9 protein-coding genes are annotated in these 24,816 nt (G+C 57.4%); 4 read left to right on the top strand and 5 right to left on the bottom strand.

What is annotated here, in order from left to right:
* Positions 1-21: 21 nt before the first annotated feature.
* A complete protein-coding gene (locus H9S92_RS07370) occupies positions 22-525 on the top strand; it encodes a metallophosphoesterase family protein (protein ID WP_187466071.1) in 504 nt (167 codons plus the stop codon).
* Between the two features lie 185 nt (positions 526-710).
* Here the strand turns inward: H9S92_RS07370 and H9S92_RS07365 are convergent, their stop codons facing one another.
* A complete protein-coding gene (locus H9S92_RS07365; RefSeq protein WP_187466070.1) occupies positions 711-1,337 on the bottom strand; it encodes a fumarylacetoacetate hydrolase family protein in 627 nt (208 codons plus the stop codon).
* Positions 1,338-1,730: 393 nt separating this feature from the next.
* On the bottom strand, positions 1,731-2,693 hold the full coding sequence (locus H9S92_RS07360; RefSeq protein ID WP_187466069.1) for a phosphoribosylaminoimidazolesuccinocarboxamide synthase: 963 nt from the start codon (positions 2,691-2,693) through the stop codon (positions 1,731-1,733).
* A 184-nt stretch (positions 2,694-2,877) separates the two neighbouring features.
* Between H9S92_RS07360 and H9S92_RS07355 the strand changes: the two genes are divergently transcribed.
* Positions 2,878-5,433, top strand: coding sequence for an SNF2-related protein (locus H9S92_RS07355; RefSeq protein ID WP_187466068.1), 2,556 nt, complete (start codon positions 2,878-2,880; stop codon positions 5,431-5,433).
* 226 nt (positions 5,434-5,659) lie between these two features.
* Here the strand turns inward: H9S92_RS07355 and H9S92_RS07350 are convergent, their stop codons facing one another.
* The 3 genes from H9S92_RS07350 to H9S92_RS07340 all read right to left on the bottom strand — a co-directional run bounded on the left by H9S92_RS07350 (position 5,660) and on the right by H9S92_RS07340 (position 21,321).
* Complete coding sequence (locus H9S92_RS07350) at positions 5,660-6,193, bottom strand: hypothetical protein (protein WP_187466067.1); 534 nt, start codon at positions 6,191-6,193, stop codon at positions 5,660-5,662.
* 573 nt (positions 6,194-6,766) lie between these two features.
* Positions 6,767-17,230, bottom strand: coding sequence for an SdrD B-like domain-containing protein (locus H9S92_RS07345; protein WP_187466066.1), 10,464 nt, complete (start codon positions 17,228-17,230; stop codon positions 6,767-6,769).
* 47 nt (positions 17,231-17,277) lie between these two features.
* Complete coding sequence (locus H9S92_RS07340) at positions 17,278-21,321, bottom strand: M14 family zinc carboxypeptidase (RefSeq protein WP_187466065.1); 4,044 nt, start codon at positions 21,319-21,321, stop codon at positions 17,278-17,280.
* A 453-nt stretch (positions 21,322-21,774) separates the two neighbouring features.
* Here H9S92_RS07340 and H9S92_RS07335 point away from each other — a divergent pair, with 453 nt between their 5' ends.
* On the top strand, positions 21,775-23,547 hold the full coding sequence (locus H9S92_RS07335) for a 1-acyl-sn-glycerol-3-phosphate acyltransferase (RefSeq protein WP_187466064.1): 1,773 nt from the start codon (positions 21,775-21,777) through the stop codon (positions 23,545-23,547).
* Between the two features lie 221 nt (positions 23,548-23,768).
* Complete coding sequence (locus H9S92_RS07330; protein WP_187466063.1) at positions 23,769-24,677, top strand: SDR family oxidoreductase; 909 nt, start codon at positions 23,769-23,771, stop codon at positions 24,675-24,677.
* The last annotated feature ends 139 nt before the right edge of the window (positions 24,678-24,816 follow it).

Raw genomic sequence — 24,816 nt, 5'->3', positions numbered from 1 at the left:
TTCCGCCCTCCCATCCCCACTATGAAAATTGGCCTCCTCTCCGATACCCACTCCTACCTAGACCCCAGGGTATTCGATTACTTTAAGGACTGCGACGAAATCTGGCACGGCGGCGACGTGGGTGACGCGAGCCTCCTCAACGCCCTCGAGGCCTTCAAACCCCTGCGCGGCGTCTACGGCAACATCGACGATGCGGCCGTGCGCGCCCGGCTACCCCTCAACCAGTTCTTCACCGTCGAAGGCCTGCCCGTTTTCATGACCCACATCGGCGGCTATCCCGGCCGCTACACCGCCCGCGTTCGCCAACTCATCGACGCCCACCAACCCCGGCTCTACATCTGCGGCCACAGCCACATCCTCAAGGTGATGCCCGATAAAGCCCGGAAACTCCTCCACATGAACCCCGGAGCCTGCGGTCACCACGGCTTTCACCAGGTCCGCACCCTCCTGCGCTTCGATATTGAAGGCGGACAAATCAGCCAGGTACAAGTCATCGAACTCGGCAAACGCGGGGGAGATGGGTGATGTCAGATTTACGATGTACGATGTCAGATGTACGATTTTAGATGTCCAGCACCTCTTTCTGCTCCATGTGACCTCCGGATCCAGTGGTAAATATGTGACATCGGCAGCCAACTGTTAAATGCTAAACATGTAACAGCGGCAGCTAAATGTTAAATTCTGAATGTTGAATTGTAAATGTTCAATTCTCACCTAACCCTAGTCCGAAACATCTCCTGTTCCCCCAGTTTCGTCTGCAAAAAGCCCACCAACTCATCGCCGCGCTGGATGGGGCCTACACCCGCAGGCGTACCCGTAAATACCAGGTCGCCCTTTTGCAGGCGGAAGAACTGGCTGATGTAGCAAATCAACTCCGTCAGCGGAAAGAGCATCAGGTGGCTCTGCCCGTGCTGGACCTGCTGACCGTTCTTTTCCAGCCGGAAGGTGATGTCGTTCAGGTCGTCAAAATCCTGGGGCGGGAAAAAGTCTGTGCCCAGCGGGGCAGAATTGTCGAAGCCCTTGGCAATTTCCCAGGGGTGGCCGTTGGCCTTGAGCTTGTCCTGTAAGTCCCGGGCCGTCAGGTCCAGCCCCAGGCCGATCGCGCCTACGTAGTCGAGGGCAAACTCGGGCTGCACGTGCCGACCGTTCTTCGCAATTTTCACCACCAGCTCGGTTTCGAAGTGGATGTTCTGGCTGTAGTCCGGGTAGTAAAAAGGCTTGTTGTTGGGCAAAATGGCCGTCGGTGGCTTCATGAAAACCATGGGCTCCGTGGGGCGGTCGTTGCCGAGTTCGGCGGCGTGGGCGGCGTAGTTGCGGCCGATGCAGAAGATTTTCATTTTCGGGAGTTGCTGCGGTGTGGTGATTTAAGGGGCAAGGTACGGCACCGGCTGCCTAAATGGTGGAGCCGCTGTGGGGCGATGGTTGAGACGTTTCAGGTCGAGGGGGTGCATGAGTGCATTGCTGCGACGTAAAACGTCTTGACCTCACGCCTTGCCCGGCGCAGCCCCAAACTTAGTGTACTTAGTGCTCTTAGTGCCCTTAGTGGTTCAAAAAGGGTGGAGCCGTGGAACGGCTCAAGCATTGCTGCGACGTAAAACGTTTTGACCTCAAGCCTTGCCCGGCGCAGCCCCAAACTTAGTGTACTTAGTGCTCTTAGTGCCCTTAGTGGTTCAAAAAGGGTGGAGCCGTGGAACGGCTCAAGCATTGCTGCGACGTAAAACGTCTTGACCTCACACCACCCGCCAGTTCGTCCCCGCCAGGTTGGCGCGGATGCGACCGAGGGTATCACTCGTATCGGCCGGGACAAAAGTCTTGCCCGTAATCGTTTCGTAGAGTTCGGTGTAGCGGCGGGTAACGAGGTCGACGAAGTCGTCGGGCATCTCCGGCATCACCTGCCCTTCGAGGCCTTGGAAGCCGTTGTCCATCAGCCATTCGCGAACGAACTCTTTGGAGAGTTGTTTTTGGCGTTCGCCGCTGGCCTGGCGTTCAGCGTAGCCTTCGGCGTAGAAGTAGCGGCTCGAATCGGGGGTATGGATTTCGTCGATCAGGTAGACTTCGCCGTTGAGGAGGCCGAACTCGTACTTCGTGTCCACCAGGATGAGGCCGCGCTCGGCGGCCATGGCGGTGCCGCGGGCGAAGAGGCGGCGCGTGTAGTCTTCCAGGCGGGCGTACACTTCTGGCGTCACGAGGCCCCGCTCCAGGATTTCGGCGCGGCTGATGTCTTCGTCGTGGCCCTCCTCGGCTTTGGTGGCCGGGGTAATAATCGGTTCCGGAAAGGCGTCGTTCTCCCGCATCCCGCCCGGCATCTCAACCCCACACAGCACCTGCGGCAGCGCCCTATCCCGCGTCGTTTGGTAGACCCGCCAGGCGTGCCCCACGGCGTAACCCCGGATGACCATCTCGATGGGAATGGCCGCACAGGCCTTGCCGATGGCAACGTTGGGGTCGGGCGAAAACTCGAGCCAATTCGGGCAAATATCCCGCGTCGCCTCCAGAAAGTGGACCGCTATCTGGTTGAGGATCTGCCCTTTATGCGGAATGGGCTTGGGCAACACGTGGTCGAACGACGAGATCCGGTCGGTGGCCACCATCAGCAATTGATCGCCCCGGCGGTACACATCGCGCACCTTTCCGCGGTAAAAACTGGCGGGTGGATCGAAGGTCAAATCGGTCTGGCGCAGGCCCTGGTGCATGGTGGTTGGCTTTGGCGCAAAGTTAGCCCAAGCTTGGGAAGTACAAGCCCAAAATCGATTGGGGCGCGGCCGCAGGTGCGAGGAATTATTGAAGGAGCGGGGGAAGTCTGGGCCCCAGCTGTCCCTTCCTCCGCAAAATCCTGCCCAGGTTCCCTTATCTTACCACCCTCAAAACAGCAGCCCGATGGCCAAAGCACAAACCCCCAAAAAAGCTAAAAAAGCCAAAAAAGTAAGTTACCACAAGCAGCCGGAAGACCTCAGCATCCGCGATTGGCAGCTGGCCCTGCGCCGCCAATTCGGGCAAGCCCAGGTATTCAAACTCGAAAACCAGGGTAAACACCCCGTGTGGTCGGATTTTGCCGTCCGCAACCCCGATAGCCGCAGCAGCTACCGCGTGGCCATCCGCGGCCTGGAGCCGGGGGATAATTTTTGCAGCTGCTACGATTTTCGCACCAACCAGCTCGGCACCTGCAAGCACATTGAATGGACGCTGGAAAAACTAAAAAATACCTGGGGCAATAAACAGCATTTTAAAAAAGGCCCCCTTGGCCCGCAGCCCTACAGCTCGTTGTCGGTTGATTACGCTACTGGCGAGCCTGTGCTCCGGCTGCGCATCGGCAGCACCCAAAGGGATAAATTCACCCAGCTGGCCGCTGGCTTTTTCGCGGACGACGGCAGCATTTTGCCCTCGGCCTGGCTGGCCATCGATCAGTTTGTGGAAGCGGCCAATGCCCTCGACGAAGGCTTCCGTTGTTACCCCGACGCCCTGGATTTAATCATTGAACGCCGCGAAGACGCCCGCCGCCAGCAAAAAGCCGCCGGGATTGCGGCCGATCCCCGGCGGCTGGACCAAGCCATCAGCGCCACCCTCTATCCCTACCAGCGCGAAGGGGCATTGTTTGCCTTCCGCGCCGGCCGCGCATTGATTGCCGACGAAATGGGGCTCGGCAAAACCCTCCAGGCCATCACTGCCGCCGAGCTTTTCCGCCAGGAAATGGGCATCAGCAGCGTGTACATCGTTTGCCCCACCTCCCTGAAATACCAGTGGCAATCGGAAATCCGCAAATTCACCAACAGCAGCGTGACCGTCATCGAAGGCCCCCAGCCCCAGCGTCGCTTACAATACGCCGACCCCGCCCACTTTTATAAAATCCTCACCTACAACGTCGTCGCCCGCGACTTCACCTACCTCAACGATCAGCTGCCCGACCTGCTCATCCTTGACGAGGCGCAGCGCATTAAAAATTACGATTCCAAAATCGCCCACGCCGTCAAAAAACTGGAGGCACCCAACCGCATCGCCCTGACGGGAACGCCGTTGGAGAATAAGCTGGAAGACCTGTACTCCATCGTCCAGTTTCTCGATCAGTACCGGCTTGGCCCGCTCTGGAAACTGCACGCGCGACACGTGGCGACCGACGAACAGGGCGTTGTGCGCGGTTACCGCTACCTCGAAGAAATCAATGCCAAGCTGGCCACCCTGATGATCCGCCGCCGCAAAAAAGAAGTGGCCCAGCAACTGCCCCCGCGCGTAGACCAGCATTTTCTGGTGCCGATGACGGCGGCACAAATGGAGATGCACGAAGGCTACAACATGGACGTGGCCCTGCTCGTAGCCAAGTGGCGGCGCATGGGTTTCCTGAACGAAAAGGACCGGCAGCGGCTCATGAACTGCCTGACCCTGATGCGGATGACCTGCAACAGCACTTACCTCGTAGACCAACAAACCCGCCACGATACCAAAATCGCCGAACTCTTCTTTTTGCTCGAAGAGCGCCTGGCGGACCCCCAGGAAAAAGTCGTCATCTTCAGCCAGTGGGAACGGATGACGCGGATTGTCGGCCAGGAACTTGAAGCCCGAAGCATTGACTACGCCTACCTCCACGGTGGCATCCCGAGCGAAGACCGGGGAGCCTTGCTCGATCGTTTTCGGGAAGACGACGCCTGCCGCGTTTTTCTGAGTACCGATGCCGGGGGCGTAGGCCTCAACCTGCAGCGGGCGGCCCTCATCGTCAACCTTGATTTGCCCTGGAACCCGGCGGTGCTGGAGCAGCGCATCGGCCGCGTCCACCGCCTGGGCCAGGAGCGGGGCGTGCAGGTCATTAACCTCATCAGCGAAGGAACGATTGAACACCGGATGGTGCATACCCTGCGCTTCAAATCCCAGCTGGCCGAAGCGGTGCTCGATACGGGGCAGGACAACGTGTTTATGTCCGACCGTAAGTTCAACGACTTTATGGAAAACCTGGAGCGCGTGCAGGATGCCCCCGTCACCGCAACGCCCGGCGAACCGGTTTCCGACGATGACCTGGAAAACCCCGTCGGCCAGGCCGCAGGCCAAAGTGGGGATTCCGCCGCACCCGATTGGCAAACGGAAGCTGAAGATGGCCAGGATAGTAAGTCCCCCGACCAACCCAGCCACGTACCGCCTAATAAAGGTTCTTCGGGAACCGAAGCTGGTCAGCCTTCCCCCGCTCCGGCGGGCCAGGCTCCCGCTGGCAGTAATGCATCCGATGGAGCCGCTCCGGCTGAAAGCGCCGCCAGCCTCGTCAGTGAAGGCGTCGGTTTCCTGGAACGGCTCACGCGCACCCTCTCCGACGCCAATGCCACCCAAGACCTGGTTAATTCCATCACCGAAACGGATACTGCTACGGGAAAAACCTACCTCAAGATCCCCGTGGACAGCCAGGCTACCGTGAGCAATGCGCTGCGCTTGCTGGGGGGATTGCTGAAAGGCTAAGCGTAGCGCTGTCTAATTAATTGGGGTGAGCCCGTACGCGCGTTAGACTGCCTAGGTTGAGACCCTCTGGGTCGATCGAGCTAGGCACAGTGGCGTATTCTCCTACGACCCAGAGGGTCTCGACCTGGTAAGCGCTTGAGCCTCCCCCGGTTGATCTGGGGTTGAGCCCCCAACGAATGGACCAAAGTGAGGATGGCTGCGGCCTAGCTAATTAAACAGCCTAAGGCTAAGCGTAGCGCTGCCGACCGGAAGCGACGGTTTCGCGCGCCACTTCCACCGCTGGGCTACTGATCACTACGGGGAGCAACAGCGTGATCGCTTTGCCCAGAACGTATACTACCGTAGGAATGCCCAGCACGGCAAGAGGGAAAAAGAAAAGCACGTCGCAAAGCGGTAAGGCGGTTCCACCCGGACTGGCCAGCCCCCCGCTGCACGTCCGCAGCGACGTACGCGCCAGCGCCTTCAGCACATACTGCTTACCGAGGAAGCAAGCCGCAAACAGCAGCGCCGCCGCCAGCCACGCCGCCGTAGTTTCCGGCCAGTGGAGCAGCTGCAGAAAGTCCACCTGCAGCGCATAAGCCACCACTACCAGGATCTGGCAGACAATCACAATGGCGTAATCAATCCACAACATTACCCGGTGCACTACGCCAGTGGGGCCCGGGCTGCGACGTCTTCCTCCACGGTGGGCCTGGTCTGCAACCAGACCCACCAGGAGAAAAACAGACGCAATACTGAGATAAACGGGAAATATGAACATGAGACTTTGGGATTACTGGCACAAAGTTGCGCCCTATCCCCCTGGCCTGCCCGGCAAAGCCAGTCAGTGACGAATTTATTTTTATTACATATCAATTGAATTGGCTTTCCGCTGAACGGTGGCAAAAGCCGTTGCAAAAAAAAGTAACCCTAACCAATTCGGGCCAGGGTTACGGGAATGTTCCTCAGGTTTTGCCTGAAAATAGAAAGGTTAAGTACTTGAAAAACAATGCATTAAATTAAATTTCTTTGTTTAACTGGGCTGCTGCGCAGCTTTTTTGAACCACTAAGGACACTTAGTCCACTAAGACACACTAAGGTTTGAGGCTGCTGCGCAGCTTTTTTTGAACCATTAAGCTTTTGTGCCTGCTACGCAGGTATTTTCAACCACTAAGAACACGAAGAGGTGCAAAGACAAATGGGGAAGGAACTGCTGCGCAGGTTTTTTTGAACCACTAAGAACACTAAGTCCACTAAGACACCCTAAGATTTTGAACCACCAAGAACGCTAAGAGGGGAAGATTCCTTAGTCCCTCTTGGTGTTCTTAGTGGTTCAAAATTCAAGCGAAGCGCCCTAATCCATTCCATTCCAGAAGAAGGAACCACAGTCCACCTTCAGGATTTCGATTTGAACGCTGGCACTGACGGGATCGCAGCTGCTGGGGGGCACCAACAGGCCAGGATCTCCACTCGTCAGGGTCAGGGTTACGAAACCACGGCGGGCATCGGCGGCACTGGGCAGGTACCTGGCGGCGGTGCCCAGCGCGTAGGGTGCCGTCAGCGGCGTTCCACTGGCGTCGGTGAAGGTTCCCGTACCGTCGGGGGTGCTCCATGCCCCGCCCAGACGGGCTGGTGCAACGGATGCCCCGGCCAACAGGTCGATCGGCTGGGTGGAACAGATGGTAAACGGATCGGATACCTCTACGGTGATGGCACAGGTTACCCCTGCGTCGAGGGTCAGATCTTCCTCTCCTGAACTGAGGAAGCCGGTTTGGCCGCTCGGGGCGGTGTCGTCGGAGGCATTCAGCGGGGCTGCGTCCGAATCCAGGGCATCATCGCCGCCAACGTTGGGCATGGCAAAGTCGTAGAGATCGGCATTATCGATTCCGGCGATGTTGAACACGACGTAGTAATCGTCTGGCGGCAAGTTGCTGAAAAGGTACAGTCCGTTGGCGTCAGTCGTGAGCGGGGTGATGGGGTTGCCATTGACGTCGGTGCCGGCGTAGGGCAGCATCGTTTCACTGTCGTAGAGGGTAACGACTACCCCTGGCAGGACCTCGTCTCCGGCGGATTGGGTGCCGTCCATATCCAGGTCTACAAAGGCGTAGTCTCCCACGGCTACCGGGGCGAAGAAACCGAAGTCGAGGGTCATGTTGCCATTGTCGTCGTCGGTGTTGCCCGTGGTATTGTCCTGGGTATTGCCCTGGGCCGTTTCGCTGGTGGCATCCGTGGGTTCCGCGTTGGCGCTCAGGGTGATGATGCCGGAGGTAACTACCGTGCCTCCGCCACCGGGCTGGGTGCCTTCGTCGTCGTTGTCCACGTTATCATCGGGGTCCGTCTCGCCAGCGAAGGTGCCGCTGGTGGTGTTGGAGGAGGAAGGAATCAGTTCCAGGGTACCGGCCGGGCCGAAGTTGGCCGCACCAATCTGTACGTAGTAATCACCCGCTGCAAGCCCCTGGAAGAAGTAGTCGCCGTTGGCATCGGTAGGCATTCCGCCGGGAGCATCGTCGGCCGTGCCGCGGATGCCGTCGGGGCCCACGTTGATTTCCACATCGTCGCCACCACCGACCATACCGTCGGGACCAGGACTGAAGAGTTGTACCAGCACACCGGCAATACCACTGTCGGTGGCGTCCTGAACGCCGTTGTTTTCGGCATCTTCAAACACCGTACTGCCCAGGGTTACGGAACAGCCCTGAAGGGGGATGTTGTTGGTGAATACCTCGGGGTCTCCCGGAGCGAAGTTGATTTCCAGGTAGAAAGGGTTCGCGCCGGCAGTGAAATCATCGAGGACCAGGCCATCGGCGCTGCTTGCACCTACGAGGAAGGGGTCTGGTTGTCCGGTTGGATCCAGCACACCTGCGGGTAAACGGTTGGCACTGAGCGTATAGCCAGCGGGCGGCGTATAAGTGATGGTGTAGATCCCGGGCGTACCATCTGTAAAGAACTGGTATTCTCCCGTGGATCCGTCAAGCGTAATGACGAAGGTTCCGGGACCACTAACGCTGATGCTGCCGCCGGTGATGATTTCGCCGGTTTCTTCGCAGTAGATAAAGCCCTGCGGGTCGATGGGGCAATTGGCTACCGGCACTACAACGGGGTAGTCGGTAAAGCAGCCATTGTCGCCATTGAAGATCCGGACGATGTAGGTTTCGCCAGCGTTCGGCACGTTGGTCACGATATCGGCGTAGAGAACGGGGATAGCGGGGGCAGCGTCGTAATCGGGGCCATCATAGGTGGCGGCACCGGGTGCGCTGACGCCATATTTATCCGCGTCGGTAGTGGTAGTGAGGACAATGCGGCCGTTGTTATTGATGATAATTCCGTTGCAGTCTCCGGGGATGGGGACGAAGGTTGCCGAGGGCGGGATACACAGCGAGATCAGGCCTGCGTCCAGCGTGTGATCCGTTTCCGTGCCGGTGGTGTAGCTGATGATGGGGTACTGGGTGAGCCCGGCCATGTCCATGAGGCTGGCGTCGGAGTCGTTGAGATCCGGACTGTTGCCTTCTCCGGTGTCCGCTGCGGTGAGGCCGTAGGGCAATCCGTCAATGAGGATTTCCATATTCACAGGATCCCACAGCAGGTCCGTAACCGTTGAAGTATGGTCGTACCCAAAAACAATGGCGTAGTTGGTATTGGGGTCAACATCGTTGAAGTAGTATTCGCCGTTTACGCCAGTGGTCTGGACATCCACGAACGTGTCCGTGTCCTTGTTATACAAAGAAACGGGTATGCCCGCAACCGGTGTTTCGCAGGGGTCCTGGACGCCGTCTTCGTCGGTGTCGATCCAAACGTAGTTGCCGATTTGAATCGGTGCCGGGTCGCAAATCAACTCAACATCTCCCAGTGCGGAACCTTTGCCAAAGGCAGCTCTGCCCCCGGCCAATATCTGGTAAGCACGGGTCTGGGCACCAGTTGCGGTACTCAGCCAACGCACGCCCATGCTGTTAAAAGCAAACGGATCAAACGATACAGCAGTCACCTCATTACTTCCTGGGAGTACCGCCAGCCCCCCCATTGCTGTTTCCGGGTGGGTTGCATCTGAGCCAACGTAACGATCACCGAAGAAGAATTCGCCGCCTCTGGATGGACCATCATTGGTTTTTTCACCACTGACTGCGCCTCCGGGAAGAGTAGCAGGAACATCATTCACGTTCGGGCCTTCCAACACGTAACCCAGGCCTGTATGGTAAGCCAAAAGAATATCACCGTGGCTGACCGCAAGCGCCAGCTGACTGGAACCGGAAGTAGGAATCAAATTGTCCCAACCTTGCTGCATAGAAAACCGGTCCATCAGCCCTAAAACCATACTTCCGTCTTCCAAAAACTCAATATCGGACAGGATCGGTTGTGGAGCCCCGTCAAAAAGACCTCCAATACCCGTTTTGATTTCTGCCGGATTCCAGCTATCCATCCACCGTTGCCATTGGTCAGATTCCAGAGGATCGAAGCCTGGTCCGGGACTAAATGGTTGCCACGATACTTCGCGAGGATAGTTTAGCCCAAAACTCAGCACCTCGGTAAAGGAAGTCGGGTTATTGACGTCAAAAGAGAGAACGTAAGCCGTCTGCTCCGCCGGGCCGTCAATAGTAGCCGAACCGGAAGCGTCACATATGGCTCCCAAATAACCAATACCGCCCTTAATTTTAAGCGCAAATGGCCGTAATTCTCCATTGATACACAATGGCGCTCCACTAATGGTAGGACCGGTACCACCGCCCAGAATATTATAGGCATTCACTGCGGCAGAAGGGAGGGTGTTGGGCACGTTCGCACTTGGGGTAACCTGGTCGAGATCAATGGAGAGGAGTGTACGTTGGTTAAGGTTAACTACCCACAACGTATTCGTTGCCTCATCAACATCAATATCACCGAAGCTGATCTTGCCTACCTTAGCAAAGGCATCTGCATCCCGTGACGCTTGGTTCCGGTCTGCGGACAACTCATTGTCGCCAGTACCCGAACCACTCGGAATCAGGCTGCGGGTGACCGTACCCAAGGAAATCGCCGCTCCGCCATTTGCCGGAACGACACCTTCCAAGTCGAATCCTCCGACGAGCGCACCCACGGATGAATTGGAATAATCGTACACGTAGATACCATCATAGCCACGTTCACCAATACCCACCTGCCGCTTTAGGAAGGCAGAAGTGTAGGCCATCTGTAGCTTTCTGCTGTAGGAAAGCCCCCAGAGAGAACCGTTGGTACTAGCTACCGCATCAACCGGATAGACATTTGCTCCCATTCCGGTAGCACCATATCCTAGTTGGATAAGCACGGGATTGGAGTTATTTACTCCCGATCCATTCTCGTAACAAGGCAAGAGTATGCGGGCATCGTTACAGTATTCTTCTACGTCCACCAGCCCGTAATCGACTTCGCAGGTTCCTGGTTGGACAAACTGAACATTCGTGCCGTTATCGGTTCCGGCGTAGCTCGGTTGGAGATTAGCCAGGCTGCCATCCGTGGGCAAACTGAATTCCACACGGTAATCTTCGCCGGGGTTGAGGTCCTGACAATTCCAATCTCCGTTCTCGTTGGTTACGGTCGTGCAAACCAGTTCACCGTCGCAGTCGTATACCCGGACAACTACCCCTTCCTGTCCGGCGTCACCCGTCATGCTTCCGTCGTTGTTCTGGTCAATGAAGGCCGTACCTCCCAAATCGTCACCGTCCTGGATATTTTCGCAGGGGCAAGCGGAAGTCAGTATCTCCACTTCGTACACGAAGGTATGGGGGCAGTATTGGGGATCACTCGGCACGTAACGGCCGCGGATCAGCAGGATGGTACCATCGGGGTAGGCATCGGCGTCGATTTCCGTGATCGGCGTACCCGTCTCTGCGTAGTGTTCCTCAATGATTTCGTAAGTGAACGTACCGGGAACTTCCATGCCGTTCAGGCGCGCTGAGCTGACGATCTGAACGGGGTCCGTATTTACGTTACAGAGTGGCGTCAAATTAAACGGAGTCACCGTAATGGCGGGGTTATTGCAAACGGCGCCGATTGTCAGTTGCTGACCTAGGTTGTTCTCCACCGTTACCTGGTAGCCTCTCCGGCTGGTATGTGCAAAGTTCAGGGTATACATTCCAGGCATAATCTCCCGAAGTACCGTATCCAGCGGAATCGGACGGTTCATGAAGGAATCCACTACTTCCATACCAACCTGGGCCACAACCCGCCAGGTTTGGCCTGCGGGTCCGGTTACTTTGATGGAATCGAGGAATTCCAGCGGATCAGTTTCAGGGGCGTCGTATTCTACGTCGAAACACTGGCAGGGATCGAGAATTTCGATACTGGGTTGCCGGACCAGACCCACGTCCAGCGTATGATCGGTTTCCGTTCCGGTGGTGTAGCTGATGATGGGGTAACCAGTCAGGCCCGCCATATCCATCAGCGTGGCGTCGGAGTCGTTGAGATCCTGGCTATTGCCTTCCCCGTTATCGGCTTGGGTCAATGCGTAGGGAATATTACCCACTTTCAGTTCTCCGGCGGTTTCATCCCAGAGGCCCGTGGTTGCCATGTTGGTGTAGTCGTAACCGAAGACAATGGCGTACTCCGTATTGGGGTCAACGTCGCTGAAGTAGTATTCGCCGTTGGCCCCGGTGGTTTGCACATCCACGAAAGCCATGGTGGCTTTGTTGTACAGTGAGACGGGGATGCCGGCTATGGGATCCTCGCAAGCGTCCTGTACGCCGTCTTCATCGGCATCCTCCCAAACGTAGTTGCCGATTTGGATGGGGGGATTTTCGCAGAGTGCGGCTATAGCTCCCCAGTTATTGGCCTTAGTGAAGTTTGTGTTATTGAATCCACCAGGCGAAAAGTCTCCGAGTATGCGTACATCACGCAGCCTCCCACCATCGACAGTGCTCAACCAACTCAATCCAGAGGTCGAAGAATTAAAAAGGTTATCCATGGCAGGAATGACCATTTCGGAAGTACCTTTAGGAATATCTACCGTCCCGGCCCCCATCGTTCCTTCCCGGCCGACGTAGTAAAAGAATTGGTTTTGATCACTCACGTACTGACCGGCCCTAGTGCCACTCATGGTGTAGGCGACAGACGAAGTTGCACTACCGCAACTGCCTCCACTTTCTAGCGACCAATTTCCTTCACTTCCACACGCTCTGAAAAATACGCCTCCCGCAACGTAGAAGGAACCATTGATGACATCATGGTAGCGGTTGCGCTCCCCAACGACCATTGCGTAGGTGCCGTCGTTTTGCCGGGCGAAACCCACTTCACCGAGCCAGGGCTGAATGTGCTGAGATACCAATTCTCGCGGGAGAGGATTAAAGGCGGTACCACCAATTGTTGGATCATTATTATAGGATACTGCACTCGGAATGAGCGTTTCCCAAGGGTGGCCGATCTGCCCCCAGAAACGATTCGAATTGGGGCTGGAGGCAGGCCGGTTAATATTGAGAGGAATAGTCAGTTCGAGGTTGAAATCAGCCGCAGAGGGCGTCGCGTCAGAAGGATCGAAAGAGTACACGTGCCCCGTCACGTCAGCGATGGTAGGCCCCGTACAGGTAAGTGTGGCGTAAACTCTACCGGACTCGGGATGCACTCCGAGACCTAATACAGCACTCAATGGCCGTCCATCAGGAAAAGTGCCACCGCATTGGGAAGTGGGCAAAGGGAAGCGTTTAATCTCAGCGGCGGTAGTGGGAGCAGCGCCGTTGGGTCCGATTGGGATGACCAGTACTTCGCGGGTAGCTAAATTGACCACGTATAGCTCGCTATTATCATTCGAGACCTTGATCGAGCCCAAACCAGTGTATCCAATCTGGTTCGGGTTAAGACTATTTACGCCATAGGCCGCCGGCCCTGGAAATACGGCATCCGCAATAAAGGTTCCAGCGATACCGTCTCCCAAAAGGGTTTCCAGATCCAACCACATCTGCGCGGATGTGCTGGTGCTGTTGGCCAAGTCAATAGGAATTTCGTAAATGGCCCCTTCTGCGAAGCCATTAGAACTCGAGTTCGAACCCATTGAGGCAAAGGCTCTCATGTATGCGCCAGTATAAAGCCTGGAGTTGTCCGCATCCCAATCTAGTCCGAAAGTGGTCTCCACCTGAACTTTAGTGGCAAAAACTTCGGCTACAGCGGGGTAGTTGGCAGCCGTGGCTCCCGCTGGAATTCCCCAGCGACCATCGGTATCACCGGCAATTGAAGGGCCAGGCCAATTGCGTGCGTCATTGGTTTCAACGAACACAACAATTGGTTCAGCGGAGCCATCTGTATTCCGGGGAAAACACACTACGGCAACAAGTGGATTCTCGTTACAGTATTGAGAAATATCAATCACCCCATAATCCACCTCACAAGAAGGCGCATCCACGAATTGAACGTCGGTACCATTATCCGCACCTGCGTAGCTGGGCTGGAGGTAATCCTGCAACGGCGTAGAGAATTCGACGCGCACGGGGTAGGTAAAGCCGCTGTCGTCCACGCTCCAGTCGCCGTTGGCGTTGGTGTAAGTGGTGGCTACGGGTGTAGCGCCATCGCATTCGTAGATTTCTACCAGGACATTGCCCTGTCCGACTTCCGTTGCACCTGCGTCCGCGCCATCGTTATTGAAATCGTTGAAGACGTTGCCGCCCAACTCGCCTGCGCAAGGGTCGGTGCAAGCAATGAGGTCAACGAGCGACGTCGCCGTACAGGTCGCAGTGGCCTGGAAAGCCGCGCTCAGCAGTACATCGTAGGCGGGGCCGGCAACGGAAATGGGCCCGAAAGACTGGATGCCCGTAGCAGCGGAGGGATTGATGCTCGTCTGTGCAATACCGCCGACCGAAACCTCGATCACGTCGGATGGTGCGTTCAAAAAGTCCCATTCTACGTCAAAAGAGACGGTAAAGGTGGTTCCGTTGGTGCACTGAATATCCACCCGGGTAATGTCCAGGGAACAGACGGGGGTGCAATCTGCGGGTGCATCGTAGGCATCGGCGAGGGTCGCAGTGCACACGGTGCTGGTGGAATACGTTGCCGTGACGTCAATATCGGCCACGCCATCGCTGGCCAGGCCCGTTAACGTAAACGTTTCGGTGCCGCTGGCGGCCGCCGGGGTGAAGCTTTGGTTGGCGCCATTACTGGTGGTAATGACAATCATTTCGCCACTGGGGATATTCGCGTAGGTGACTTCCACGTCCAGCGTGTAGGTATTGGTGGCGGGGACGCAGGTGCCGGGCGAGGCGCTGGCGATAGCAATGTTACAAGCTACCGCGCCAATATCGAGGGTATGGTTGTTGTCTCCGGGCTGACCGGTGCGGACGGCAATGACCCCGCTGGTATTGGCGTCAGAATCGCTTAAGTCCGTTTTGTTGTTGTTGGTGGCATTACCTCCGGCGTTGGCCGTAGCAAAAGCAATGATGTTGCCGTTGACCGACTGCAAATTGGCCAGGCTGACGCGCACTTCGTAGTTCATATCTGGCAGTACCCGTGTTTGGCCGTTGGACCAGGTTTGGGCCGGGCTGCTGCTGAAGCGGAAGGCACCATCCCCCTGGGTAGCACTAGCGGCAGTAGTGGTTTCGGCGACCTTGGTCATTACGCCACCAATGTCCTTGAACAGTTCCACCCGTACCCCATTAATGCCGTTTTCGCCCGGGTTCTGGATGCCGTCGTTGTTGACGTCGAGCCAAACGCGGTTGCCAATTTCCAGGGGGGCTGCCGGAGCAACACCCTCAACGTCGCCCAAGCCGTTGCCTTTACCGAAGGTAGCAGGGTTATCGGGCGTGCCAGCGTTAAAATCCAGCGAAGCATATACCAAGGCCGCCCCTTGCCGGGAGCCATTGATGGTGCTCAAACTCATAAAGCCTGCCTGGTTAAAATCATCGAATGCGTTGATGGGGTCGTAGACAGAAAGCAACAAATTGAGGGTGCCATTATACTGAAAGAGACCGCCAAGGGAGACTTCATCGTGCCCCTGCTCTCGGGTGGGCTCCAGAATGGGATCCATATCGTTGACATCCAGGGAGCAGTTGGGGCGGGTAGGTCCGTCGGGAGTAGCATCAGCTGGCCGGTAGCGGTCGTCGAAGAAGAATTCGCCGTTGCCGGGACCTTCCTGTTTGTTAATGCCGGTCGTTGGGCCGAAGGGTTCGCCGCCGACACCGTTGCCCGAATTGTTTTCCAGGACGTAAGTGCCATTACCGCTAACCGCTGGAGAGGCTACCAAAATATCACCAGCACCGTCGGCGCTGAAACGTAAATTAGGGTCGGCCGTAGCGGTGGTTGGAGGTAGTTTATTGAAGCCATGCTGGTCGGCAAAACGGTCGCGGACCCCAATGAGCAATTTTCCATTTTCATCGAATTCCAGGTCCGTAATCCAGGGCTGTGGGTAGGCCCTTTCGGGAGGTAAACTTCCAGAGACTGCGCTATTGCCCATCACGGCCGTCTGAAAAGTATTTTTATCGTACACAGGTGCCCAGGGGAAAAATTCGGCTTGGGCATTGTTAGAACAGAAGTCAATGGCCTGTCCCCGGATATAATTAAAAGGGAAAGAAAGCACCTGGGTGAAAACATCCGTCGTGGGATCAAATTTATAGACGTAACCCCGCATTACCGTCCGGTCTCCGGTGTTGGTTACCAAGGTGTTTGCGCCATTGAGGACGACGGTGGATTCGCCGGTGTAAACCACGCCAATGTAAATCTCTCCCCGGTGTGCTTTAACGGCAAAAGGCCGCACGTTGATCGCGCGCTCGGCAGGCGTCCCCGGTAGGCCGGGTAAATCAACCAGGCTACCCGTTGCGGGCCAACGACTAATCGCGGCGGCGCTGGGTGCCGTAGGATTAGACCGCGTGCCGCCGAGGGGCATTTCGTAGAGACGGCGATCCGCCAGGTTAATGGTCCACAGAGTGTTGTTTTCTTCGGTGAAAGCAAGACCTCCTAAACCCACTTTACCTACTGCATCGTAAGCCAGAGGGTCGCGGTCAAAATCGGCAGTATTGGGGTGAGGGTTTGCTCCCGCCGTATTAGCACCAAAGAGGGTATTGAGGTTGATGAAGGTGGTGGGAGCGGCAGCCGTGACCGGTGCGGTGGCACTCGTCAGCCCCACCCGGTAAATCGCCCCCGTTCCGCCAGGGCCAAAAGCCGTGTGCCGTTTGGTGAATGCAGCGGCAAACAAGGTCTGGGCCTGCCGGGCGTAGGCTACGCCAAAAGTGGCGCCAATCTCGTTGTGGTTGGCCACAAAATATTCAGTTGGGGTACGGTTTCCAACCCCGGTGGTCAGGCCACTGGCTGGCACCACTACCAATACGTCGCCCCCACTGTTGGGGCCATTCGATGCACCATCTACGTAACAAGGCGTGGTGAGGAATACTCCAGTCCCCGGATAATACTCATCGGGCACGTGCAAGCCCACCGCTACCGTCTGTCCACGCGCCATGAAAAAGGTGGTAGTGGCACCGGCCACGCTAGGCTCAAAAGCATCGTCAATGCCCGTGATTTCTACCCGATAAACGTTGGCATTACCGGGGGTGAACAGGTAATTCCCATCCCCGGAATCCGTAAATACCGTAGGCGTATTTGCCGCATCGTAGGCAGTAACCGTCAAGCCGCTGATCCCAGGCTCTCCAGCGCCGTTGTCGGTGCCGTCACTGTTATAGTCGTCAAATACGCTTACCATCAGGTCGTTAGGCCCAAAGGCAAGCGATGCGCCATCTTGTACTGCCGTGGGCCCATCCGGTCCGCCCCCTGGCAGGAGGTGCGCCAGAAGGTTTTTCGCCTGCCCGTAGCCCAGTACTAAAGCCAGCGCTAAGCCAGCACCAAACAGGGAAAGGTATACGGACCGGTTGGGCCGAAGCGAAGGTTGAATTTTTTTCATGAGGCTGTAAATCTATAAGGGTGTAACTGAGGAACTGGTATCGAGAATTATCGCCGTTGTACTACAAAGCGGCGGGTGATGTTTTTATCCGAAGTAACGACAGTGAAGTAATACATACCGGGGGTCAACGCACTGATGTCCAGCGTAAACCCGCGGTCGGTTTGGTCCTTTTGCGCAATCCCCGCCCGTACGGCTTGTCCAGCGGCATTGGTGATTTGCCAGTTGGCCGGCTCCTGGCTGGAGAGATTTCCTGTACGGATGAATAGGTCCGTAGTAGCCGGGTTGGGGAAGAGAGAAAGCGTTTCGCCTTCCGTCTGTACCACGGCCGGCAACACCGGAGCATTGCGCCGGGCACCGCTGCCGAAATTGACGGTATAATCTTCCACCTCTCCCCAGGAATAGGCCGCACAGCTGCCACTGGTGTAGTTGCTGTACTGCATTTGGACGCGCAGTCGACTTACTCCACTTAGTCCGCCCGGCACCACGAAAGAGCCATTAATCGTAGTGGAGGAGATGCCCTGGAAAACCAACTCTCCGGCGTCGGTAAAATCACCGTCGGCGTTGTAATCGATGTAAACCGACCAGGCCTCGTTGTACGCGCCTCCCTGGAAGCCGGGTACAAGGGTGATATTCGTAGTACCGGCATTTAAAGGCAGGATGGGGCTGGCCGTAAAGTTTCCGTAGCCTCCGTTATTGCCCGAAGTGTTGCTGGTTCCACCGATGCTGACCGACTGGATGTACTCGTACTGGGTACTGGAACTGCTCGAAGTGCAGTAGGTAACGGGGCAGGCTGCGCAGTTGGGGCCACCGCAGTCGACACCCGTTTCGCCGCCGTTTTGGATGCCGTCGGAACAACTTGGGCAAGCGCTGCAATTCGGGCCACCGCAGTCGACGGCCGTTTCGCCGTTGTTCAGGATGCCATCGTTGCAAGACGGGCAAGCCACACAGTTGGGGCCACCGCAGTCAACACCCGTTTCGCCGCCGTTTTGGATGCCGTCGGAGCAACTTGGGCAGGCCGGGCAGTCGGGGCCACCGCAGTCGATTCCCGTTTCGCTGCCGTTTTGGATGCCATCGGAGCAGGTGGGCGCACTGGTACCGGGCTGGCAAGCGGTAACGACGATGTCGTCCAGATAAACCAGGTCGTTGTCCGCCGAAGCATCGCAACGGAAGCGCAGACGGGTATTGGTGGTGAAAGGGCCGGAAAGGACCACCGACTCGAAGTAGCGGGTATTGTTCTGGAACTCGTCGCCCAGGTTCCACTCTTCTACCGTTGTGTAACTGGACCCACCGTTGGTGGATATCTGGAGCCAGAAATCCTCGCTGGAATTATCCATGCTGACGGGGTAGTAGGAGAAATTTACGGTAATTTCTCCGTAGCCCGCCAGGTTCAGGTTGTTGGTTGACATTACGGAGGAGGAGGTGTTGTCGCGCAGGGCGACGGAAAAAACACCCGTGCTGGCGTAGGTGCTACTGCTTACGCGGTTGCAATCCGTTCCTCCATCAATCCAGTTGCCGTATCCCGTCTCAAACCCATCAGTGAGGATGACCACCGTGGCGCAGCCCGTTTCGCAGGGCGTACAAGCCCCGCCGCAATCTACGCCGGTCTCGTCCCCGTTCTGGATGCCGTCCGTACAGGTGGGGCAGGCCGCGCAGTTCGGGCCGCCGCAATCGACGGACGTTTCGCCATTGTTGAGAATCCCGTCGTTGCAACTTGGGCAGGCGGGGCAGGCAGGACCACCACAATCCACTCCCGTTTCGTCGCCATTCTGGATGCCGTCGGTGCAGGTCGGACAAGGGGAACAGGCACTCCCACCGCAGTCAACGCCCGTTTCGTCGCCATTCTGGATGCCGTCGGTACAGGTGGCAGGATTGATCCCGGCGTAGCCTACCACCCGGAAATCGTCGAAGTAAAATCCGTCGGAGCGCAGGGAGGAGTTTGCTACTGAAAGGAAGCGCAAGCGGATGCTCTGCCCGCTGTAGGCAGAAAGATCGACCACCTGGTGGGTCCAGCGTTCGTTGCGCACGAAAGCGGGGGCTCCCCCGATGCTTTCCATGGCCGCACTGCTCAGGTTAGTCCAGGTGCTGCCCCCGTTGGTGCTGATCTGCAGCCGGACGTAATCCGTAGTAGTGTGCAAACCCCATTTGGCGGCAAATTCCAGGCGCGGGTTGCTTACACCCACCAGGGAAATCGGCGCCGCCAGCGTAAAGCTGCGGTTGTTGTTAGATGCTGAATGCCCAAGGGGAGAGTCCACAAAACACGCATTCCCCGTGTAGGCATCCTCCGTGGAGGCCTGCCAGTTGGTCCCCGTTCCACCGTTTACCCAGGCCGCGTTGCCATTTTCCGCGTCGTCGCTGAACAGCACAGTGGGCTGGCCAACCGTGATGCGGAACTGGTCCTGATCTGATACAACGCCCTCCTGGCTCACTACCACCTGGAAGGTAACCACGGTGCCCACGGGAACCGAAGGGTCCACCGTAAAGGTGAAGGGGCTGGCGTTGCTCGCAAAAGCACGGGAGGCAATGTTGCCGTAGGCCTGGCTGCCCGCTACCACGGTTACGCCAGGATTATCGGGAGTAAGACTGACCACCACGTTTTGGGCGGTCTTGCTCAGTCCCTTATTCTTAATGCGCACCCCGAGGGAGAGCGGCTGCCCGACGGATAATCCCTCCGCATTCAGCACCTCAAAACCCTGGTAATCGGCCAGTGCTCCGGCCACCCAGCACGCGTATTCGTAGGGCTTGATTTGTTGGTTGACCAGGGGGATGATCTCTGGAATGGTAGGCCAGAAACCCGTTGTACCAATTTCCGGCGTCCAGGAAAGCGAGCCCAGAGCCTCGTACATCCAGTTTTGCGTCGTGCCACTGGCGTACCCCAGCAGAATGGCCGCGTCTCCGTAGATGTATTCGTTTTCGTGCATGCAGTCGCTGTTCAGCTCCGCGTGGATGGCAAATTCCGTTTGTCCGTTGCTGAAGTCCGGCCCCAGCCAGTAGCCTCCCGAGGTGTGGGTGGTGTAGGCAATGGGGGCATTGATTGATGTAGTGAAGTCGCGGATGGCCCTCGACTCGGGCTCAGAAAATACCGAAGCGCCCCGGTAGGAATCGGAACAGGGGTTTGAGCTGGAACCAGCCCCCCCCCAGTCCGTATTGTAGTTTCGGTTCAGGTCGACTCCCCGGCAGGAGGAACCCGAATTGACCCGCCGGTTTTTGCGCCACATGCCGCCGCCGTTGGGGTTGGTCTGCCGGTTGTATTCGTAGCCATCGGGGTTCACCACGGGGACCACAAAAATCTCCCGGTTGTTGACAATGTACCCGATGCCGGGGTCGCTCGAATAGTTCTCCAGCAGGTGAAACATGAAATTGATCACCGTAGCCATTGAGGCGGGCTCGCGGCTGTGGTGCAGAGCGTCGAAGTAAACGGGAGCCTCGGCAGCACTTTCGTCCGTACTGGGATTGTCGGAGATTTTGACGGCCCAGATGGTTCGCCCTTCAATGCTCGTACCAATGCTGAAACGTTCGGTGATCAGGTTGGGGTACAGGGTCCTCATTTCATCCAACTGCTGCAAAACCTCGGCGTAGGTATAAAACCCACCCATGCTGCCCAACTCGAATCCGGCCGTCGATTTCTCCGGCGCCACAATCGGGTTTTTGGCCAGGTATTCCTTATTTCTCCGGTCGACCGCCGCCGCAACGTCTTCCACCACAACGCGGTAGGGTACGCCGGCGGCCCGCAGTTTTTCCAGGTCCTGGGCCGGCAGCACTACCTGGTTTGCTCCGAGCGAAGGATGGAAATGGTCATAGTCCAGCTCCAGCTGCAAAAAATCTTCCATCTCTTCCTGACCCGCAAAACTGATTTCTACCTCCACGTACCGCTGGGGCGTTTCCACCTCCGCTGAAACGGCCGGCACTTGCCGATGATCCGGATCCGCTAAGGGCCGTCCCATGCCGTTGCCCTGCCCCCAAGCAGACCCAGACAGCAGCAGGAGACCAGCCACCAACCAGGCCATCTTTCGCTGCAAAGCAATGATCAGGGTGCTGCGGTTGGCACACGCACGGGCACACCGCCCGAAGGAGGGAATGTTATGATTTGACATTTGAGAGACGCTATTCTAAAAAAAGAGAAGCACGTAATGGTTACTTCCCGAGACACTAGCCCCGTGGAAAAACAAACTGCACTAACGCGTTCAGACCCGGTCAGGCAAATGACGAGGGATACCCAAAACACACCGGGACAACGCGAAGGTCGTTTATTTTTTCATGAGGTAAATCTGCCCTTAGGCTTAAGTAGACGTAAAAGTACAAAAGACATTGCCGAAAAAAGTATACTTGTCGCCAAAAAAAAATTCCTGACTCCGTACCAACGGCCCAACATCTGTGTTTAGACACGCCTGTTGGTCCAAATTTCTGGGGGCAAGCCCTTGCCAGCCGGCGCTTATTCCCTGATTTCCAAACTGCCTTGACCCCAGAGCTCAGGGTGGAGCAAAACCAGGTTTCACCCCCCAAGCCCCCCGGTTCCCCTTCTGCGCATTTGCCCTATCTTCGCCACTGTGACCGATACCCCTACCCCATCCGCCGCAGCCAGCCCCTCCGCTACCTTCCAGCACGAAGGTAAACGCTACCCCCATACCGCCCCCGAGATCCACTCCTGGGCCATCAACCAGTTGCACGAAGACCGCGCCGACTTCGTCCGCGAACTCGAAGCGGCCACTACCGAGCGCATTCTCGAAGAGCACGGCCGCGACCTCAACGGGCTGCTCAGCAAGACCCTCTTCGCCGAACAACAACGCACCAAGGACGAACCCTGGAAGGTAGACCCGCCCCAGGAACGCCGGTACTGGAAGCGCCTGGCCAAAATGCTGGCCACCCGCTCCCTCGACGAAAACGAGCCCACCACCGCCGAAAACGCCACCCGCACCATCCTCGGCCGCGTCGTGCACCGCTACGCCGACGAAATCGTGGGACATTTCAAAATCCCCACCTTCAAATTCGCCCGCCGCTTCCTCACCTTTTTCTTCGGTCGCCTGCTCAATGCCGCCGACGGACGGAGTTTCCGCAGCCTGTTCTCCAAAAAAATCTTGTTGCAGGAAAAGTTGCTCGTCCGGGGCTACGTGGACCAGGTCCGCGAACTCAGCCAACGGGGTACGGTGGTGATGGTGCCCACCCACTTCAGCAACCTCGATTCCATCCTCATCGGGTACGCCATGGACCAGGTGGCCGGCCTCCCCGCCATGTCCTTCGGCGCCGGCCTTAACCTTTATAATACGGGTTATACCGCCTACTTCATGAATCGCCTGGGGGCCTACCGCGTAGACCGGCGCAAGCAAAACCCCATTTACATGACCGCGCTGAAAACCTTCAGCCGGCTCATCATCCAGCGCGGCGTTCCCAGCCTGTTCTTTCCGGGGGGGACCCGCTCCCGCTCCGGTGCCCTGGAAACCAAACTCAAGCTGGGCCTGCTCGGCACCGCCGTCGAAGCCCAGCGCGGTCGCTACCAGGATGGGCGCAACGATAAGGTCTTCATCGTGCCCGTCATCCTCAGCTACCCCTTCGTCCTCGAAGGGCAGTTCCTCATTGAGCAACACCTGCGCAAGGAGGGCCAGGATCGCTACATCAAAGCCCAGGACAGTTTCCACAGCCTCCGCTCCATCCTTAAGTTCGTCTGGGGCGTCTTCAGCAAGGGCAACCGCATCACCATCACCCTCGGCCAGCCGCTGGACGTGCTCGGTAACCGCGTTGAGGCCGACGGCAAAAGCTACAGTAAAAACGGCCACCAGGTCTCCACCCGCGAATACTTCCGCGATCAGTTCGGCAAGATCAATAAGGATTACCAGCGGGAAAACGAGTACACCCGTATGCTGGGCGAAAAGATCGTCGAACGCTACCACGCCGATGGCATCGTCCTGGCCAGCCACCTGGTCAGCTACGCCGCCTTCGGCATGCTGGAAAAAGCTTTCCCGGGCCACGACCTCTACGCCCTGCTCCGCCTCCCCCCCGAAGATTTTTACTTCGATCAGGAAGCCCTCTACGACGTCGTCGCCCAGCTGCGCGATCTCCTCGTGGCCATGAGCCTCGAAGACCGCACTAAGATAGCCCCCGAAATCTACGAAAGCCCCGCCGCCATCGTCGGCCATGGCATCGATAGTATGGGCACCTTCCACATCGATAAGCCGCTCTACCGCGATCGGAAAGGTCGCATCGTCTGCGATAATTTCGCCCTGCTGTATTACTACCACAACCGCCTCTCCACCTTCAAGCTCAACCGCCGCCTGAAGTACCCTGCCCTGCTGCTCATTGACGAGCGCACCGCCGCCGAACAATAAGCCCCTTCGGTACAATGCAAAAGGCGCGGCCGCAGGTGCACGGTCCGTCTTAGGAGCAAGGGAAGGTAAAAGCCGAAGCCCCACCGGAAAAGATTGCAAAACACCCAAAACCCGATCCAAATACCGCCCAATGCGGGAATGAACGAACTTGCCCTACCAGCCCTAAGTTCTAGTCGGCGGGTGCCCTTTTGGTCACCTTTTCACCGCAAAAATCCCCAAACGTGAGTACGCAAACCATCCCAGACCGCCTGACCAAACAAAATCCCCTGACCCAGTACCCCCAACCACCCTTTCCCCGCCAGCCGCAGAGCCGCCCCGGAGACATCCATAAAATGGACCCGGAGCCCGACCACGGCGAGGAGAGCTACGTAGGTACGGGGCGCCTCCAGGGACGCAAAGCCCTGATTACCGGCGGCGACTCCGGCATCGGGCGCGCCGCCGCCATCGCCTACGCCCGCGAAGGTGCCGACGTGGCCATCAACTACCTCCCCTCCGAAGAACAAAACGCCCGGGAAGTGATCAAACTCATCCAGGACGCGGGCCAGAAAGCCGTCGCCATCCCCGGCGATATTTCCCAGGAATCCTTCTGCCAGCAATTGGTCGAAGGCGCCGTTGCGGAACTCGGCGGACTGGACATCCTCGTCAACAACGCCGGCCGGCAAACCTCACAGCAGTCCATCCTCGACCTGACCACCGAACAGTTCGACAATACCTTCAAGGTTAATGTATACGCACTGTTCTGGATCACCAAGGCCGCCCTACCCCACCTGGAACCCGGTGCAACGATCATCAACACCGCTTCGGTACAGTCCTACGACCCCTCCGAATCGCTGCTCGACTACGCCCAAACGAAGGCTTGCATCGTGTCTTTCACGAAGTCCCTGGCCCAGCAAGTGGCCGAAAAAGGCATTCGCGTCAATGCCGTTGCTCCGGGTCCCTTCTGGACGGCCCTTCAGCCCTCCGGCGGCCAGCCCCAGGAGAAAGTCCAGCAGTTCGGTGCCTCAACCGCCCTTAAACGCCCCGGCCAACCCGTCGAATGTTCCCCCCTCTACGTCCTCCTGGCCTCCCAGGAATCCAGCTACATCACCGGCGAAGTCATGGGCATCACCGGCGGAACCATGCCCTACTAAGCCGTCCCCCGGAGCGCAGAGAATAAGGATCAGCTAACAGCCCCTAGTGGTAGGCTGTCTAATTAGCCAGGCCGCAGCCGTACTCACTTTGGCCAACCGGGGAGGCTCAAGCGCTTAATAGGTCGAGACCCTCTGGGTC

The organism is Neolewinella lacunae (genome assembly GCF_014349155.1).
Classification (GTDB): Bacteria; Bacteroidota; Bacteroidia; order Chitinophagales; family Saprospiraceae; genus Neolewinella; species Neolewinella lacunae.
The sequence above is the reverse complement of the archived record's forward strand: the minus strand, read 5'-3'. Positions and strand labels throughout refer to the sequence as shown.

Excerpts from the sequence above, each read along its gene's own strand:
- H9S92_RS07370 (WP_187466071.1), top strand. The coding sequence starts at position 22 with ATGAAAATTGGCCTCCTCTCCGATACCCACTCCTACCTAGACCCCAGG.
- H9S92_RS07365 (WP_187466070.1), bottom strand. The coding sequence starts at position 1,337 with ATGAAAATCTTCTGCATCGGCCGCAACTACGCCGCCCACGCCGCCGAA.
- H9S92_RS07360 (WP_187466069.1), bottom strand. The coding sequence starts at position 2,693 with ATGCACCAGGGCCTGCGCCAGACCGATTTGACCTTCGATCCACCCGCC.
- H9S92_RS07355 (WP_187466068.1), top strand. The coding sequence starts at position 2,878 with ATGGCCAAAGCACAAACCCCCAAAAAAGCTAAAAAAGCCAAAAAAGTA.
- H9S92_RS07350 (WP_187466067.1), bottom strand. The coding sequence starts at position 6,193 with ATGTTCATATTTCCCGTTTATCTCAGTATTGCGTCTGTTTTTCTCCTG.
- H9S92_RS07345 (WP_187466066.1), bottom strand. The coding sequence starts at position 17,230 with ATGAAAAAAATTCAACCTTCGCTTCGGCCCAACCGGTCCGTATACCTT.
- H9S92_RS07340 (WP_187466065.1), bottom strand. The coding sequence starts at position 21,321 with ATGTCAAATCATAACATTCCCTCCTTCGGGCGGTGTGCCCGTGCGTGT.